The sequence below is a fragment of the Butyrivibrio sp. NC2002 genome, assembly GCF_000702265.1.
GTDB lineage: Bacteria > Bacillota > Clostridia > Lachnospirales > Lachnospiraceae > Butyrivibrio.
Genome location: NZ_JNKZ01000010.1, coordinates 1 through 16,801, shown reverse-complemented (window position 1 = coordinate 16,801; position 16,801 = coordinate 1). Strand labels below are relative to the sequence as shown.

Sequence of the window (16,801 nt, the reverse complement as noted above, 5' to 3'; positions counted from 1 at the left end):
TGTAAAGAAAAACAGTCTTCGACGAATCAATAATCCAAATAATTGTTCCATATTGTTGCATACTCTGTAATTCTGGGATAGACGTAGGCCACGATAGCGAAAGTCAGCAGCCATACTGTTGTAACTGCCACCACATACCACGGACTCTTCAGTTTAATGATGCTGTTCGGCAACTTCCGCTTATCCACCCAGCTTATAATGAAATAGCAGGCTGTTAACACTATCAGACTATAGAGCATCGGCATAATATTACCTTCCATACGTTCTCCCAGGACAGCCACGAGCAGTATGCTCATCGGTACTATCAGAATAAAACTAAGGCAATAGTATTGATTGATGTGTCCGGACAAGTGATTAACCAGCATCGGTGATTCTTTGTGACGAAGCAGTATGTGGAACACTGCCAGCAGAAACACCGACATCAATATATTTGCCAAAGCATCGGACCCGGGTTTCATAATATACATCTCTATGCTGTTAAACTCCGGCAGCACGGAAATAGGCACGAAGGCTCGCAGCAGATAATAGCCGATGGCGATTGGTCCGCACAAGAGCAATACCCGGACGGAAAGGGCATCTTTATTCCTGATCCTCAGGTATATCCTGCCGAGGGCATAACCAAATGCAACATACACGAAATAAGAGCACAGAGGAAAATATGCCTCCGCATCAGTGACAATGAAATAAGCCAGCAACTGATTCACCAGAAAATTGCCGGTGGTGTGGAAGTAGCGGAAAAGCACATAGGCAAAAGCGTTCATGATGATACCTGTCAGCACAATGGCACCATCAGAGAACCTCATCCGTTTGAGTAACGCCAGCAACATAAATGCAAAGCCTGCGAAGCTCAATATATCTGCCTGTATGATTAATAAAGCATTGGACAGATAAGCACTGTCACCGTTAATCCACCAGATGATCAGGTAGGGCAGTGAAACCCTTACCAAGTTTAATGCCTGCCCGACAGTCAACAATTCGAAACCACGGCGCAGATAGTCCTTGGGCATCTGATGTCGGGAATAGCGTGCTCCTATGCCCATGCATAACATAAAGGTTCCTGCTCCGGTCAGACATTCAAGATAAGTGAGAACGTAGTAGGTAACGGAAGTTCTCGTAGTGCATCCCTCGAAGACATGCAGAAAGATCATAATAATAATGACTAATGCCTTCATACAGTCAATTTCGGGCTGCCTACCACGATTTACCTCATAATCAGCCAAATATGTCATGGTAATCTCCTGTAAGTGCCGAAGTATTATCAGTCTTCGGTATTGTTTTCCTTTACCTTTTCTGCTCTTGCTATATTTGCGAAAAACACATGGAAGACCAAGAAGGTCATTTGACTCCTATTCATTGTATGTCTTAATATCCATCATGTTTTCTCTCTTTGCCACAATTGTAGTAACCACAGCGTCTCCTGTGACGTTGGTAAGAGTCTGCATCATGGATATTATAGGATATAGCCCTACAACAAGGCTTATTGCCTCCGGGGGGATGCCAATCTGTGGGATGAGCAGCGTAAGACATACCAGATTTCCATTTGGAATCCCGGGGGCTCCTATGGACAAAACAATAATTGATATGAACAGCTGCATAAACATAGACCCTGAAAAGGGAATGCCATAAATTCTGGCAAAAAACAGAGCGCTTATTATAAGAGTGATACAGTTTCCATCCATATTTATACTGGCACCAAGCGGAAGCGAAAATGAATAGATTTTTTCTGATATGCCGAGCTTTTTACACTGGCGAATAGATGATGGCAGAGTCGCATTGCTGGAAGAAGTTGTAAATGCTGTTAGCATAGCAGGATAGTACTTGCTGATATACTTAAGCGGGTTAAGCCCTGCAAATACCATAAGTAATACCATATATAATGCTATCATGAACACATCGCCCAGATAAATTTCAGGGATTATAGCAAAGACTTCCATGAAAGATGAGAAATTCATATTTGCCATCATTTTAGCCATAGAGCAGAATATCATAATAGGCATAAAACGTATAACAGCTCCTGTAATCCTGGAGAAAACGCCATTCATGGATGATATAAATTCTTTTACAATTGGTGCAGTTTTTGACATTTCTGCAGAGGCCATCCCCAGGCAGACCGCCATGAAGATTATTTCAAGCATATCAGCCTTTTGAAAAGGGGTGATGATATCTGTCGGTACGATGCTAACTAGTGTATCTATTACTGAAAAATTGCCAAGCTCTGCCTGATTGACAATCTGCATGGAATTATTAGAGTCTACAGCCAACATAAGTTCAGGCTGTCCAATCGGGAAAATATGGTAAGTCAATAATCCTATAAATATAGCAGCTATAGAGGTTAACATATACATCACAATGATCCTCATCGCTATTTTTCCAAGGGCTTTAAAATCTGAAAATTCAGCTATGCTGCTTGCAATAGAGAAGAATACGAGGGGTCCAACTAAGAGCTTTATCGCATTCATTATTACCTTTTCCAAAGGCGCAAGAATATTGCCTATAATCATGCCGGAAACACTCTCCGGAATGAACAAATGAAGGATAGTACCTGCAATTATACCCAGAATTAGTGAGGACACCGTCATTATAAGAGGAGCATAGGGGGATTTTTCTACAACCTGCTTAACATATATTTTTCCCTTGTTACATTTCACGCTCAGGTTATCGCCAAAGAGCTTTTCCATCAGTGATTTCATGACTTCATCAGCATCATCACCCATGGAATTATCACCATTAAAAAGGAATTTATTCTGGATATCAGCAATGCTAAATTCACCGCCTTTGCCGCTGTATTTAATGGTAAAACTGCTCAGAAGTCCCCCAGCTTCGATATGTACGTCGCTTCCATCTTCGGAGACGTCACATATTTTAACAAGTATCTCTTCTGCAGTGAGGATTGGTTCTACTGCTTTTCCCCTGGTAATCCCTCCCTCTGCAAGACAATTCTTTATAAAATCAAGCGCCTCAGGTATGTTTTCTCTGTCACTTTTAAATACATATTCCTTCATGCGATATTCCTTTCTTTTCGTGAATTTATATAATTATCACGCATGAGCCAATGAGGACGCAACAAATTAACTCTATATTAAAAATGAAAAAAGCATAAAAAATAATGCAAAGTTAGCTTGACATAATATGCAAAGTAAACTATACTAAATTTGCAAAGCAAACTTAGCAAAAAATTGGAGGCTGTCATGAAAAACAAAATAAAGGAGTTAAGGAAAGTGAATAAACTTTCGCAATCTGAACTTGCTGATATTGTTGGAACTACGCGTCAGACAATTACCTCTATAGAGGTAGGAAAATATACAGCGTCTCTGATATTAGCGTATAAGATTGCACATCACTTCAATATGAACATCGAGGAAGTATTTGATTTTGAGAGCTTGGAGGAAGAAGACTAATGAATAACAAAAAAATGAATCAGATGAGAGAATCAATTAAAAAACAGAATTTTGCATATGTTGGAATTATACTACTTAGTGCAGCATTGTATTTTGTGTCACAGAGACCAACTATAACTGCAAGGTATGCAACATCTAATTATGCTGATTTCATGCAGGGATTTGTAATAGGAATGGTAATCGTATTGGACATCATAAGTATTTATCATCTTGTAAAGTATTCAAATGCTCTTAAGGATGATAAGAAACTTACACAAATCTATAACGAAATGCATGATGAGCGTATGTGTCATATCGAAGCACTATCTGGGAAGTTTACAGTAAAGTTTGCAGCTATTTTCCTATTATTATTTGCAATAGTAGTAAGCTTTTTCAGTTTTGAAGCAGCAATTGCTATTATGGCAGCATTGTTTATACTGGGGATTGCCAAGATAGTAAGCATGGCATACTATACTAGAACATATACGGGCGAGGAATGAATAAAAAGTGTAATGAATACATATATTTCTAGGAATTGATGATGATTCCTGAAAGAACGGTAAAAAAGATATGAAAAAGAATAATAGAGGGAATATGGGTATTCTATGATAATTTAGATTTATGAGGGAGCAATCAGACTGGTTGCTTCCTTTTTCTGACTATGCATTTATTAAAGATATAAAGATATAAGTTGTAAATATCAGTTTGTGATTGTACCAAGGATTGTAGTATGATTATTTGCATATGCAATCGATAAATCGCAGTTTGTAGGGGCACATATGATAATACTAGACGAGGTGGTGACATAATGGAAAGATATCTAAATGAAACGCCTATGCTTAATTTCTCCGATGCATCAATTCAGAATCTTGTTGAAGAACGAGGTTGGAAAAAACTGGATGAGTTTGAGCGTATCAAGGCTATTTATAATTTTGTAAGAGATGAAATCCTCTTTGGTTACAATGTAGATGATAGTGTTCCTGCATCAAAGGTGCTGGCTGATGGCTATGGTCAGTGCAACACAAAAGGAACTCTTTTTATGGCATTGCTCAGAAGCTGCGGTATTCCCTGCAGGGTTCATGGATTTACAATTGATAAGAAGCTTCAAGAAGGAGCTATGACAGGTTTTGTTTATAAAAGAGCTCCGCAGAATGTTTTTCATAGTTGGGTAGAAGTTTATTTTGAAGAGAAGTGGTATGAGCTTGAAGCATTTATTTTAGACAAGGCTTATCTTAACAAGTTGCAGGAGCAGAATCCTGAATGCACCGAAGCATTTTGTGGCTACGGTGTAGCGGTAAAAGATTTCAAGAACCCTGTAATTGATTTTGACAGGAACAATACATATATCCAGAGTGAGGGCATCAATCAGGACTTTGGCGTGTATGATTGCCCTGATGATTTGCTTAAGGAACATCATCAGGAGATGTCTGCCATAAAAGCATTTGCTTATAAGAATCTTGGTAGACATTTGATGAATCGCAATGTTAAGAAGATTAGAAATCGATAAGATGCGATGTAGGAGCTTTATGAAAATCGGAGTTATTCAGGCAAGCTCGCAGGCAGGGAGAATAATTATGAGCAATTGGAAAAATGGAAATGTGAATATTTCAGATAAATTAGTTGTACGTCCAGGATACACTTTTGATGAGTTTAAAAATACAGAGTTTTATACTGATCAGGATGGAATTAGAATTATCACTTTGGATGGTGCACAGGTAATCGATGGGCGTCAGTATTTGGTAGATCTTTTCTTTAGTGAAGGCAGGATTTATTGTTTGTCACTTATGAACTGTGAAAAAGAATTCACATGGGAAACTGAAAAAGAAAGAAAAATGCTTCACGATGCTATTTTAGCCGAATATGGGATTGGTGAGAAAGAAGAGTTTGATTGGGGAAAAATAGTATCAAATTTTGACAGCAGATCTACGGTTAGTGAGATTAAGTTTTTCTATAACTGATAAGAGCTTCCGTTGGAAATAGTTTAGAACAGGATGTGAGCATGCATATGAAAACTATGTATCAAGGTAAAGGATTTGCAGTATTAGAAATAGATGGTCAAAAGAAAGTATCTTGGGCAGAAGGATTATCAGGAAAAATTGCTTATTATGATATTTCAGAGGAAAATTTTGAAAAACTGAAAAAATCTGAGAAAGATGCAAATGATGTACTGTTTTTCTGTAAGAATGGAGAGTGGCCATTGAGTGAAGATGAGGAACTAGAAAATACAAAAAACTTCATCAGAAAACATCCAGTGCTTTTGCTGACTGTGCCCGAAAATCAGGGGTATTTTGATAAAGAAGAACTAGAAGTGCTTTTGAAGCAAGCTAAAGAAAAGCAGATAAATGCAAAAAAATAAAAGCATAGAAGAATAAAAAGAAAGAAGAGGAATTAACAATGGCTTATTTTGCAGGATACTTTTTTATGAGTTTTTTGATTGCACTTTTATTAGTGCATTTAGTTTTATCAATGGTTGAAAAAGGAAAGAAGCCGATGGCCAATAGAAAGATGTGGCATATTGTTGCATCTGTAGTGATCGCATTTTTATACACTTTGGCGCATGTTTAATAAACAATGCAGAGCGATATATGAAAAGAAAGCTTTTAATTGGAATAGATACAGTGGATGCTAATACAATAGATATTATAGGGAAAAGATCAGATGGAGGATTAGATTTAGTCATTGTAATGGATAAAATGATTGACGATTCTCCGGAAGATCAAGAGATTTTGTTAGATAAAATAGAAAATTACATGGGATATGTTGGTGGAGCAGAGTTTAAAAAGGAATTTCCATCAGTTGTAAAAGACAATGTAAATATCAAGCTTATTATGCCATGTCAGCCAAGTGAAGGATTTGTCTTATGGCTGAAAAAGATAGATTCATGGGTAAAGGATAATGGCATGAACTTTGTTTTTGCAACCAAATGACAATATCTATTGAATAAAGCTTATGTATTATGGATAAAGAATTGATCAGGGAAATTAGACAAGCGATAAAACAAGGGAATATCGATGCAGTTAAGAGTATTCTAGAAGAAAATCCAGATATGCTTGATGTAGAAACACCTTTTGGAACATGGTTACAAATGGCATCTGCACAGGGAAAAATAGATATAGTTAAGTATTTGCTTGAGCGTGGAATAGATGTGAATAAGTGTACTGGAGTAACTGATGGTGGCGCTATAAAGGATGCTGCGTTTAAGGGACATTTGGATATAGTAAAGTTATTGATTCAAAATGGTGCTGTATTGGATGTAAGCACTGCTGAAAAAAATCCTTTATTTGCTGCAATTTATAATGGACATTTTGATGTTGTAAAACTACTTGTTGAAAATGGTATTGATATAACTGCTGCTTATCCTATTGGAGAACTGGAATCCTGTGATGCTTATGAGTTTGCAAGACAGTATGGCCAGACAGAAATTGCTAATTATTTAAAAGAGTTATAATAGTTTTCTGGCTTTGAAAGGGATATAGATACAGTGGATGCTAATACAATAGATATTATAGGGAAAAGATCAGATGGAGGATTAGATTTAGTCATTGTAATGGATAAAATGATTGATGATTCTCCGGAAGATCAAGAGATATTGTTAGATAAGATAGAAAATTACATGGGGTATGTTGGGGGAGTAGAGTTTAAAAAAGAATTTCCAACAGTTGTAAAAGATAATGTAAATATCAAGCTTATTATGCCATGTCAGCCAAGCGAAGGATTCGTCTTATGGCTGAAAAAGATAGATTCATGGGTAAAAGAAAATGGCCTGAGTTTTATTTTTGTAACCAAATGAGAATATATATGAAATAAAGCTTACTTATTATGGAAAAAGAATTGATTAAAGAAATGCGAAAAGCAATTAAGAGTAATGACATTGAGAAAGTGAAAGTGCAAAAGCATACATTAGGATATGAACAGGAGCTACGCCCTTTGTTTTCCTGACATTGGATGATTTGAGGATAGAGGAAATGTGGAATCTTTCAAAAAGATTTTAATTGAATCCACATTCTGCATAGTATCGAAGTCATTCTGTGATATAATCGTAGACAAGGCGTGAGTCTCCTTATGGTGTTTTTTTTGGTGGTACTTAAATTATACCAAATATAGAGGCTTCACGTCTTTTTAAATGCCAGTTTTTATTGAATTATCAAGGTTCTAGAGCACATTTTCATGTGCGAAGTTTAAGTCAGATAATATTTCTGATTCAGATACATTGGAAAGAGAGTTGTCTCCACTAAGAGCGATAAAAGATGCATATCCTAAGATTTTGATAGCGAATACAAAGCATGATGATTATGACATTGAAGGAATAAAAGTACTAGATTTAACTAATTGGTTAATGAGATAAAGCTTTGATATATGCTTCTCAACTGCTGCTTGAGTCTCAGTATTTAAGCAGAAATTCGGACTCAATTACAAATTGATGTACAGCTTTTGCTCAGAGAGGTATTCTTGTATCAGACAAAAGGTACCGGCCAGTATCCAATACAGATTAAGGAGAGATAAAATGTTAGATATGAATAAAGTTGCTAAAAATATCAAGAATGCCCGGACAAAGAAGAATATGACACAGCTTGAACTTGCTGATATCGTCGGAGTAAGTTATCAGGCAGTATCAAATTGGGAGCGCGGAAATTCCATGCCCGATATCGGAAAGATTTCTGATATAGCAAAGGCTCTTGATCTTGATGTGACAGAACTACTTGGAAATGATAATGGATCAACTGCAGTAAAGAAAGTTCTGGAAAAAAGCTCTGAGCCACTTACATCAGAAGAACTAACAGATGTGGCTCCGATGCTTCCACCAATGGAACTTACAGAGGAAGTCAGGAAGACATCTGAGAATGATCAGCTTAATATCAAAGCCCTTGTAGAACTCGCGCCTTTCCTGGATGATGAATACCTTGATGAAATTGCCTCCAGGGTTGATGAAGCAAATTTAAAAGACCTTGTAGCTCTTGCGCCTTTCTTATCAGAAGAAGCATTGACCAATATCTCAAAGAAGATTACCTCATCTAATGTTAGAGATCTGGTTGCCCTGGCTCCGTTTATGTCAGAGGAAGCACTTGATGATGTTGTTTCAAGAATAGAAGGCGACAGCTTCGATGGGATAAAAGCACTTGCTCCGTTCTTATCAAAAAAGTCTCTTGAAAACATTGTAGATAAGGCTATAGAAAAAGGAGATGTGTCTGAATTAACAGGAATTGCCTGTTTTCTTGGAAGAAAGACACTGAAGAAAATATCCGAGTTTCTTTTGAAGACAGATGATACAAAGAGCATGTCTAAATTTGCGCAGTTCATGTGAAAACATACAAGAGATAAAATAACTTATGCTAATGCCGGGGACTTTATAGTCTCCGGTATTATTTTGTAAAAAATGGAATGTGAATGGACAGAATGGACAGTATGAGCAATGTTGAGTATGATGATATTGGCCAGATGAACATGTACATGGGGTATTTTGCAGAAGAAATCAATGAGCCAGATGATGCGCCACCTGTTGGATTGGTACTCGGCCAGAGCTGGGGAATGGGCATAGGACTTGTAGTTGGATGTATCGCAAGTTATCTGTTATCTGGCAGAATATCAACAGGTATGTGCCTTGGAACAGCTCTCGGAATGTCCGCAGGTATGATAATCGGAGCCATAATTGATAGAAAAAAGAACATGGAGCAGAAATAGGCGAGGATATATAAATAAACTCGCCGAAGTATGATAGTGAGATAATAAAATACTTCGTTTCGGATGGGTGGTTGTAGATGATTACGTATTATGATGACGGAACTATAAGAATTAGGAGCATGATTCCTGAAGATGCAAAAATCCTTTATGATACATATTTTTCGTATGGTTGGCATCCTTCTTTAGCAACATACGAAAAGTATTTTAAAGAACAGGAGGATGTTAAAAGATTTGTTTTTATCGCAGAGTATGATGGCAGAGTCTCCGGGCAATGTACTCTGGTTCTGAATCCTACAGAAGGTCCTTGGGGAAATCAAGGCTATCCTGAAATTGAAGATCTGACAGTTTTTTTTGATGTTCATAATAAAGGTATTGGAAATAGGCTTTTGGATGCTGTTGAAAAAGAGGCGTCAAAAGTTTCCGATAAAGTTTACTTGGCAGTTGGAGTTCATTTAGGATATGGACCGGCTCAGAGGATGTATGTAAAAAGAGGTTACAATTTTGATGGCAGCGGAGTCTGGTATAAAGGGAAACAATTAGAACAGTATGCACCCTGTTTCAACGATGATGACCTTTTACTTTATATGGCTAAAGATGTTTAATTTGCAGCTAAATGCACAGTAGGATATGGGAAAATGCTTATAGAATTGAGGCTATTATTTTGATAGATGACTGTGAAGAAGCAGGAGCAATTATCTATGAGAGAAAATGACAAGAGAGTAGTAGACAGATTTACAGAGCTTGCGCTGGTAGACGGTGAATCCTTTAATGAGAGGCTTGTCGCTGATTATCTTATAGCAGAGTTCCAAAAGCTGGGAATAAAGCTTATCGAGGATGATATTGCCGGTAAGATCGGTGGTAACTGTGGGAATCTGTATGGCTTTGCAGAGGGGCGGGGAAAGTATGCAGACTCTGAGCCTATTCTGTTCTGTGCACATATGGACACCGTATCTCCGGGAAACAATAAGAAGATCATATTAAATGACGGCGGAACAATCACAAGCGATCATACGACTGTCCTGGGAGCAGATGACAGGGTTGGCATAGCAGGAATTATCGAGGCGTACACCAGAGTAATCGAGAAAAATCTGGATCATCCGCCAATAGAGTTTCTGTTTACGGTGGCAGAAGAGGTTTACGGCCTTGGAAGCGCGGCTCTTGATTATTCAAGGATTCGCTCCAGGATAGCCTTTGCTCCCGACTGCAGCGGAGAATATGGAGTCTATTCATCCTGCGAGCCGACACTCATTTCATTCGAAGTACATATAAAGGGTAAGGCTTCCCACGCTGGTTATGAGCCTGAAAAGGGAATAAATGCAATAGCAGTAGCAGCTGCTGCAATCAGCAGAATAAAGCAGGGGTGGGCTGATGATCACACCACGCTGAATATCGGAATAATAGAAGGCGGAAGTGTTACCAACGCTGTTCCGGAAAACTGTTTTATAAAAGGTGAGATAAGAAGCGGTGTCCATGAAGATGCACATCGGACAATAGACTTAGTAGAAAGCATTTTTTCAGAAGAAGCGAATAGAGCAGGTGCAGAGCTTTGCATAGATAAAAAAGAAAGAATCACCGTTTACAGGATAGATCCCGAAGCCGCAGAAGGAAGTGCTTTGAATAGATATAAGAGAGCATTAGAGAAACAGGGAAGGAGAGCCGTGGCAAAGAAATCCTTTGGAGGAAGTGATATAAATTCTTTGATAAAACACGGAATGGACGGACTAAATATATACGGTCCCATGCATAACATACATACAACTGAAGAATACACAACTGTCCAGGAAATAGCAGACTTCACAGAACTGATAAAGATACTTATGACACAACCATGAGGAACAATTTAAAGGCTTTTGCGAATATAAGGGGGCAAAAATGAGAAAGAAACTGGTTTTAGCACCGATTATGATGGCATCTGCACTTTATTTCAAAAGACAGGGAAAAAGGAATTGCCCCGGCACTCAACATTCATCGCAGCATTCTCTGCGGAAGAAATTTTGAGTACTATTCAGAGGATCCGCTTGTCTCAGGTCTTTTTGCAGCTAGAACCGTTTCACCAATGGAAGGATAAGGATAACGAGATGCTTGAAGAAATAAGAAAATTCGGACAGATTAAGCTTGAAGATGAATGGATATCTCATATTAAAACATATATGAGCGATTCCAGGTTTGAACATACGCTGGGAGTGACCACTGTAGCCGTCTATTTATCAGAATTTTACGATGTAGACAAGGACCTTGTGCGGAAAACTGCCCTGCTTCATGATATAGCAAAAGATATGTCCCCGGATGAAATGGCCAATATTGCAGGAAAATATGGACATCAGATACAAGATATCAGCCTGCAATATGAAGCTAATCTGCATGCAGAAATTGGAGCGCTCATTGCAGAACATGAATTCGGACTTTCTGATAAAGATGCTTTGAACGCAATTCGGTTTCATGTCTGTGCGCGTCCGGATATGTCATTACTTGAAAAAATTATATTCCTTTCTGACCATGCCGAACCCCAAAGACCAAATCAACCAATGCTAAGGACTCTTATTGAAATCGCTAAAACTGATATCAATCTGTCAATCCTTAGAATGCTGCGAGTTGTAATTGAGTATCAGGTTAGCAATAGCATACCAAAGTATGTTTGTGATATCACCTCTGAGGCATATGACTATTTGCTTGAAGATTATTGCAAAACAGACCAGATATATGATCAATCTCCTGAGAACAATGACATACTTTCCGATGAGGAGTTTGACGAAGCGTTTGAACTGATTCGCTGCAATCAAATAAAACTGAAATCTGTTGAAAATGCCAGGTGGATAAAAGATTTACCGACTAATTCCGGAAGAAAGATTAAAGATGGACTTCTAATTAGAAGTGGAAACCTTCATCAGTTAACAGATGAAGAAGCGGATTATTTGAATACGCTTGGTCTTTCTCTAGTGATCGATCTTCGCACGCCAATGGAAGTAGCGCAAGCCCCGGATAAAAGCATTGCAGGAGTGCGGTATGAGAACATTCCTTTGGTTGAGAATATAGATACAAGCAGGATGGATTACCTTACACAGCGTTATATGCAAAGTCTGTCTGAAACTGATAGAGCTTGGTATGTTGAGCAATATGCCCGCATAGACGAAGTGATAAAAATGTACAGAAACATTTCCATGGATGCACGTTCATTGGATTCGATTCATCGCATTTTTCAACTTCTTAGAGAATCCCCCGGAACAATTCTTTTTCATTGTACCAGCGGAAAGGATCGAACCGGTATCATTGCGGCACTTCTTCTCTTAGTTCTTGGGTGCGATAAAAAATACATTATCAACGATTACAATGCATCTGCTGTAACCTTATTTACTAAAACCGAGAGTATAAAGGCTGATCTGGGTGTTCGTGATAATGGCAAAGAAAACCTGAAACGTGGTCTTCAGACAAGTATAAGCGTAGTTCCGGAGGTTCTTAGATCAGGATTATATTATATAGAAAATAATTACTTTTCAAATGACTCGTTCATATTTGAAGCAACCGGATGTAATGACAGAGAACTTGAGTTGTTACGCAACAAATTTCTGGTATGAGAAAAACGATGACAAAAACAGACAAAGCGCGGGTAGGATTTTTGAAATAAATTCAGTTTTTGACTAAAACCATCAATTGGTGGACTCATACTGATTAGTGCAATAAAATAATGTTAAAAAATTGCGAGGGAGGAACCATCATGACGAAGTCATGATTTGGAATGGTTCCGACCGATAGGGCAGGATTGCGGAGCAATCGTGCCAATACATAATATTCGAGGTGGAATAAGTATGAGAAAACACTATTTGGACAACATTCGCTGGATTACAGTTATCATCGTTGTTATTTATCATGTGTTTTATATGTATAATGCGGAAGGCATTCTTGGCGGTATTGGAAAAATCACAGATTTGTCGGTTCAGTACTACGATATTTTTCAGTATCTGGTCTATCCTTGGTTTATGCCGGTTCTTTTCGTGGTTTCCGGAATAAGTGCCAGATTATCCCTGGATTCACATTCGGATAATGAGTTCATAAAGTCCAGAACTTTAAAACTTCTGGTACCATCGACTATAGGTCTCTTTGCATTTCAGTTTATTCAAGGGTATGTGAGCATGTCACTTGGTGGAGGATTTGAAGGACTTGCGTCAGCGGGAGTTCCGAAGCCGGTTATCTATTTGATAATGGTTGCATCCGGAAGCGGAGTACTTTGGTATATGCATCTTCTGTGGGTTTACTGCGTGGTGCTTGTGCTGATCAGAAAGATTGAAAAGGGAAAGGTATTGGCAGCCGGAGCGGGGACTCCTCTGTGGCTGGTTGCTTTATTTGTTTTTCCAATCTGGGGCGCAGCGCAGATTCTTAATACACCTATAATTTCAGTTTACAGAATCGCATTTTATTTCGTGTTTTTCATGCTTGGCTATTTCGTGTTCTCAAATGATGAGGTAATCGAAAGGCTGAAGAAGATAGCAGTACCTTTGATAGCGGTAGCTGCTGTTATATGTGTGATTTTCGCTGTCTTATATTTCGGCGATAACTATGCAGACAAGCCTATCAACAGGGGCTTTTTATACTCGCTTGATGCGTATGTGGGATCACTTGCCATGCTTTCGGGAATGGCACGTTTCGGGGATGTTTCAGGTTCTATATCCAAATGGATGTCATCTCATAGCTTTGGACTATATGTATTTCATTATCTTGGAATATCTTCCGTTGCTCTGATCTTTGCAAAGCCGGGACTCCTACCTGCGCCTGCGTGCTACATGTTAAGCCTGGTGGCTGGATTTATTTTCGGATACGGGCTATATGCCATTATTTCACACATTCCGTTTTTCAGGTGGGCAGTGCTGGGTATTAAAAAACTAAAATGAGTCAATAAACAGACCATTAACAATGTTGATCCTGAGAATGAAAAAGAGCTTACGCAGGCCATAGAGAACCTGACTAAGGAAAAGACCATTATCATGATAGCTCACAGGCTTAAGACAGTCAGACATGCAGACCAGATAGTTGTTATTGATAAAGGGAAAATTGTTCAACAGGGCAAGCATGATGAGCTGATGGAGCAGGACGGAATATACAGGAACTTTGTCAGTGGAAGAAAACAGGCCGTTAGCTGGAAGTTTCATAGCGCCAAACTCCCCATATGATTTATAATGGATAGAAAAGAGTTAACAGTACAAGCTACTACTTAGTTTGTAATTTTTATAATTATAACATTCGGAGGCACAAATGAGGAATTAGCTGTCATGACAGGAATGCTTCATGAATGCTTCACGATGACAAACTTGTGACAGATTCTCCTATGGATGAGCTATTAAAGGATGCAGATATAATCGACCACTGTTTTAAAGACTCATCGAAGCCAGTAAAAGAAAAAGAGCAGAGGAGATATGACAATCTCTGCAAGGAACTGGGGCTGTGATCATATTATGGAATATATAGATGTATACACAAGGGATGGGATCCCTACAGGAAAAATTAAAGAAAAACATGAAAATAAGTATCCCGGAGAGTATTACAGGCATGTACTTATTATAATGAAAACTGCAGATTCTCCTACACCCGGAGAAGGTGAAGGTATGTATGTAGTACAGCAGCGCTCACTTAAAGCCAGATATTACGCCGGAAAATGGGACATGACCGGTGGCGGGGTTCGCTCAGGGGAAGCACCGGATGAAGCTGCAGTGAGAGAACTTTCTGAAGAATTGGGGATTGTTGTCAATCCAAAGGATCTGAAACTCGCTTTTGACTACATAAAAGACTGGGATGATGGAACCGGTCTACTGGTATCAGTATTCATGATACGTGTAGAAGTCCCTGAAGGCGGATTTTTATTTGATCATTATGAGGTAAATGATGTTAAAATAATGCCTTTTCATGAATTCTACGATAATGTAATGGATCACAACGATAAAGAGATGGGAAATGGTCTAAAGGAAATCGAACAAACACTATGATTTTGGCGGTGGATGATAGCATGAGCAAACAAGAATCAAATTTTTTCAGCTTTTAATCCCGTATGTTATAGTCCCACTTTTTATGATGATTCTTCCGTTCATCTTAATTGTTGTGGGACTTATCATTGCTATAAGATGTGTTATCTATTACAAGGCAAGAAATAAGAAAGCAGAGGACTAAGAGTTGCGCCAAAAGAGCAAAAGCCCCAAGTTCCGTTGTTTTCAAGGCAACTTGGGTTTTTTGCTGCTCCGTGACGCTAGAGCAAAAAGTGAAAAAGCAACAAGTTCTGCTGTTTTCATATGGTCTTGGGGTATTTCACTCTTGTCACAGGAAGAATTCGTCCAGTCATCGCATCTCCGAATTCTTCAAAAGCAACAAGTTCCATGATTTCAAGGCAACTTGTGGCTTTTGTCACTTCGCGACTCTAGAGCCAAAAGAGCAAAAGCAACAAGTCCTGCTGTTTTCATAGGATCTTGGGGTATTTCGCTCTTGTCACAGGAAGAATTCGTTCAGTCATCGCATCTTCGAATTCCTCAAAAGCCCCAAGTACCCGTGATTTCAAGGCAACTTGTGGCTTTTCTCGTTCCAGGACGTTAGCGCAGAAAGAGTAAAAGCAACAAGTCCCGCTGTTTTCATATGGTCTTGGGGTATTTCGCCCTTGTCAGAAGAAGAATTCGTCCTGTCACCGCATCTCCGAATTCCTCAAAAGCAACAAGTACCCATGATTTCAAGGCAACTTGTGGCTTTTCGCGCTCCGAGACGCTGTGGCCAAAAGAGCAAAAGCAACAAGTCTGTCTAATTTCCTATATACTTGGGGCTTTTAGCTCTTGTTACAAGAAGAATTCGTCCAGTCATCGTATCTCCGAACTCATCAAAAGCCCCAAGTACCCGTGATTTCAAGGCAACTTGGGGTGTTTGCCATAAAAAGGTGTCTCAAATAAGTGCTGTATCAGGATTAGTAAGAAGAGGCATTTTGTTTAGTGCGGAAAATAGTAGAAAGTTAACACTAAATTTAGTCTTTTTTATAGAAAGTTTACTGTGATTTGTCCTGCTTATAAAAGATAATATATATGTAGGATTTTATCAGTTTGTCTCAAAATGAGGAGATATAGCATGGAAAAATCAAGTGAGCAGGAAGTAGTAAAGAAGACTACTAGAACAAGGACAACGAAATCGGCTGCAGCGAAAGCAGGTAAAACAGAAAAGGCAGCTGTTTCGACAGATGATATGATAGCAGCAATGGCTTCGGCTGAAAGTGCCGGGGATGTTGATAAAAAATTAGAAGAAATGGCTGCGGCTGCAGAGGCAACGCCTGCGGTAGAAGAAGCACCAGTAGTAGAGGAAATTCCTGTAGCTGAGGAAACAGCGCCTGTGATAGAGGAAGCTCCAGCAGTAGAGGAAGTACCGGCTGTGGAAGAAGCGCCGGTAGCAGAAGAAGCAACGCCTGTGATAGAGGAGGCGCCGGTAGCAGAAGAGGCAACACCGGTAATAGAGGAAGCGCCAGTAGCAGAAGAGACGCCTGTGATGGAAGATACTCCTGCGGTCGAAGAGGTTACAATACCGGAGGAGACAGCACCTGCTGCAGAAGATATCCCGAGTGTTGAAGAGATTCTTTCGGTTGCAGACAGTACAATTATTATCGAAGAAAATCAGGCGGCTGCAGAAGCAGCCCCTGCGGTAGAAGAAATTGCAATGCCTGAGGAGATACCTGCAGTAGAGGAAGCTCCAGCAGTAGAGGAAGTACCGGTAGTAGAGGAAGCGCCTGTAATCGA

At 39.1% G+C, this 16,801-nt stretch carries 19 protein-coding genes and 2 pseudogenes; 19 read left to right on the top strand and 2 right to left on the bottom strand.

Going from position 1 to position 16,801, the window contains the following annotated elements:
- Positions 1 to 26: 26 nt before the first annotated feature.
- Together T543_RS05835 and T543_RS05830 are read right to left on the bottom strand one after the other, a co-directional pair.
- Complete coding sequence (locus T543_RS05835) at positions 27 to 1,220, bottom strand: acetyltransferase domain-containing protein (protein WP_155843173.1); 1,194 nt, start codon at positions 1,218 to 1,220, stop codon at positions 27 to 29.
- 126 nt (positions 1,221 to 1,346) lie between these two features.
- Complete coding sequence (locus T543_RS05830) at positions 1,347 to 3,002, bottom strand: dicarboxylate/amino acid:cation symporter (protein WP_035766719.1); 1,656 nt, start codon at positions 3,000 to 3,002, stop codon at positions 1,347 to 1,349.
- 186 nt (positions 3,003 to 3,188) lie between these two features.
- On the opposite strand from T543_RS05830, the gene T543_RS05825 reads away from it, so the two are divergent.
- The 19 genes and pseudogenes from T543_RS05825 to T543_RS15120 all read left to right on the top strand — a co-directional run.
- Complete coding sequence (locus tag T543_RS05825) at positions 3,189 to 3,398, top strand: helix-turn-helix transcriptional regulator (protein WP_026490098.1); 210 nt, start codon at positions 3,189 to 3,191, stop codon at positions 3,396 to 3,398.
- Positions 3,398 to 3,877 (top strand): hypothetical protein, encoded by a 480-nt coding sequence (locus T543_RS05820; protein WP_035766716.1) that lies wholly within the window; start codon positions 3,398 to 3,400, stop codon positions 3,875 to 3,877. Before T543_RS05825 ends, T543_RS05820 begins: the two co-directional genes overlap by 1 nt.
- Before the next feature lie 308 nt (positions 3,878 to 4,185).
- Complete coding sequence (locus T543_RS05815; RefSeq protein WP_035766708.1) at positions 4,186 to 4,884, top strand: transglutaminase-like domain-containing protein; 699 nt, start codon at positions 4,186 to 4,188, stop codon at positions 4,882 to 4,884.
- Between the two features lie 19 nt (positions 4,885 to 4,903).
- Complete coding sequence (locus tag T543_RS05810; protein ID WP_242839482.1) at positions 4,904 to 5,335, top strand: hypothetical protein; 432 nt, start codon at positions 4,904 to 4,906, stop codon at positions 5,333 to 5,335.
- Positions 5,336 to 5,382: 47 nt separating this feature from the next.
- Positions 5,383 to 5,733, top strand: a complete 351-nt coding sequence (locus T543_RS15125) for a hypothetical protein (protein WP_155843171.1) — start codon at positions 5,383 to 5,385, stop codon at positions 5,731 to 5,733.
- A 38-nt stretch (positions 5,734 to 5,771) separates the two neighbouring features.
- Positions 5,772 to 5,942: a hypothetical protein gene (locus tag T543_RS15840; protein WP_155843169.1), complete on the top strand. Its 171-nt coding sequence runs from the start codon at positions 5,772 to 5,774 to the stop codon at positions 5,940 to 5,942.
- Between the two features lie 20 nt (positions 5,943 to 5,962).
- Positions 5,963 to 6,304, top strand: coding sequence for a DUF6572 domain-containing protein (locus tag T543_RS05800; RefSeq protein WP_035766700.1), 342 nt, complete (start codon positions 5,963 to 5,965; stop codon positions 6,302 to 6,304).
- Positions 6,305 to 6,333: 29 nt separating this feature from the next.
- Positions 6,334 to 6,825, top strand: coding sequence for an ankyrin repeat domain-containing protein (locus tag T543_RS05795; protein ID WP_035766697.1), 492 nt, complete (start codon positions 6,334 to 6,336; stop codon positions 6,823 to 6,825).
- A 33-nt stretch (positions 6,826 to 6,858) separates the two neighbouring features.
- The gene (locus T543_RS05790; RefSeq protein ID WP_035766687.1) at positions 6,859 to 7,167 is read left to right on the top strand and encodes a DUF6572 domain-containing protein; all 309 of its coding nucleotides are present in this window, start codon (positions 6,859 to 6,861) and stop codon (positions 7,165 to 7,167) included.
- A 714-nt stretch (positions 7,168 to 7,881) separates the two neighbouring features.
- The gene (locus T543_RS05785) at positions 7,882 to 8,679 is read left to right on the top strand and encodes a helix-turn-helix domain-containing protein (RefSeq protein ID WP_035766686.1); all 798 of its coding nucleotides are present in this window, start codon (positions 7,882 to 7,884) and stop codon (positions 8,677 to 8,679) included.
- A gap of 83 nt (positions 8,680 to 8,762) precedes the next feature.
- Complete coding sequence (locus tag T543_RS05780; protein ID WP_035766685.1) at positions 8,763 to 9,056, top strand: PDDEXK nuclease domain-containing protein; 294 nt, start codon at positions 8,763 to 8,765, stop codon at positions 9,054 to 9,056.
- A gap of 77 nt (positions 9,057 to 9,133) precedes the next feature.
- The gene (locus tag T543_RS05775) at positions 9,134 to 9,658 is read left to right on the top strand and encodes a GNAT family N-acetyltransferase (RefSeq protein ID WP_051638576.1); all 525 of its coding nucleotides are present in this window, start codon (positions 9,134 to 9,136) and stop codon (positions 9,656 to 9,658) included.
- A 96-nt stretch (positions 9,659 to 9,754) separates the two neighbouring features.
- The gene (locus T543_RS05770) at positions 9,755 to 10,888 is read left to right on the top strand and encodes a M20/M25/M40 family metallo-hydrolase (RefSeq protein WP_035766684.1); all 1,134 of its coding nucleotides are present in this window, start codon (positions 9,755 to 9,757) and stop codon (positions 10,886 to 10,888) included.
- Positions 10,889 to 11,134: 246 nt separating this feature from the next.
- Positions 11,135 to 12,628, top strand: a complete 1,494-nt coding sequence (gene yqeK, locus T543_RS05765) for a bis(5'-nucleosyl)-tetraphosphatase (symmetrical) YqeK (RefSeq protein WP_442856087.1) — start codon at positions 11,135 to 11,137, stop codon at positions 12,626 to 12,628.
- 231 nt (positions 12,629 to 12,859) lie between these two features.
- The gene (locus T543_RS05760) at positions 12,860 to 13,939 is read left to right on the top strand and encodes an acyltransferase family protein (protein ID WP_035766680.1); all 1,080 of its coding nucleotides are present in this window, start codon (positions 12,860 to 12,862) and stop codon (positions 13,937 to 13,939) included.
- Between the two features lie 21 nt (positions 13,940 to 13,960).
- Positions 13,961 to 14,218, top strand: a pseudogene (locus tag T543_RS16205) (ABC transporter ATP-binding protein); the annotation flags it as partial.
- Between the two features lie 119 nt (positions 14,219 to 14,337).
- Entirely contained in the window at positions 14,338 to 14,493 is a 156-nt protein-coding gene (locus T543_RS15835; RefSeq protein ID WP_155843163.1) for a hypothetical protein, read from the top strand.
- On the top strand, positions 14,462 to 15,028 hold the full coding sequence (locus tag T543_RS05750; protein ID WP_081829961.1) for an NUDIX domain-containing protein: 567 nt from the start codon (positions 14,462 to 14,464) through the stop codon (positions 15,026 to 15,028). Before T543_RS15835 ends, T543_RS05750 begins: the two co-directional genes overlap by 32 nt.
- A 1,114-nt stretch (positions 15,029 to 16,142) precedes the next feature.
- Positions 16,143 to 16,801: pseudogene (locus T543_RS15120) on the top strand (hypothetical protein); the annotation flags it as partial.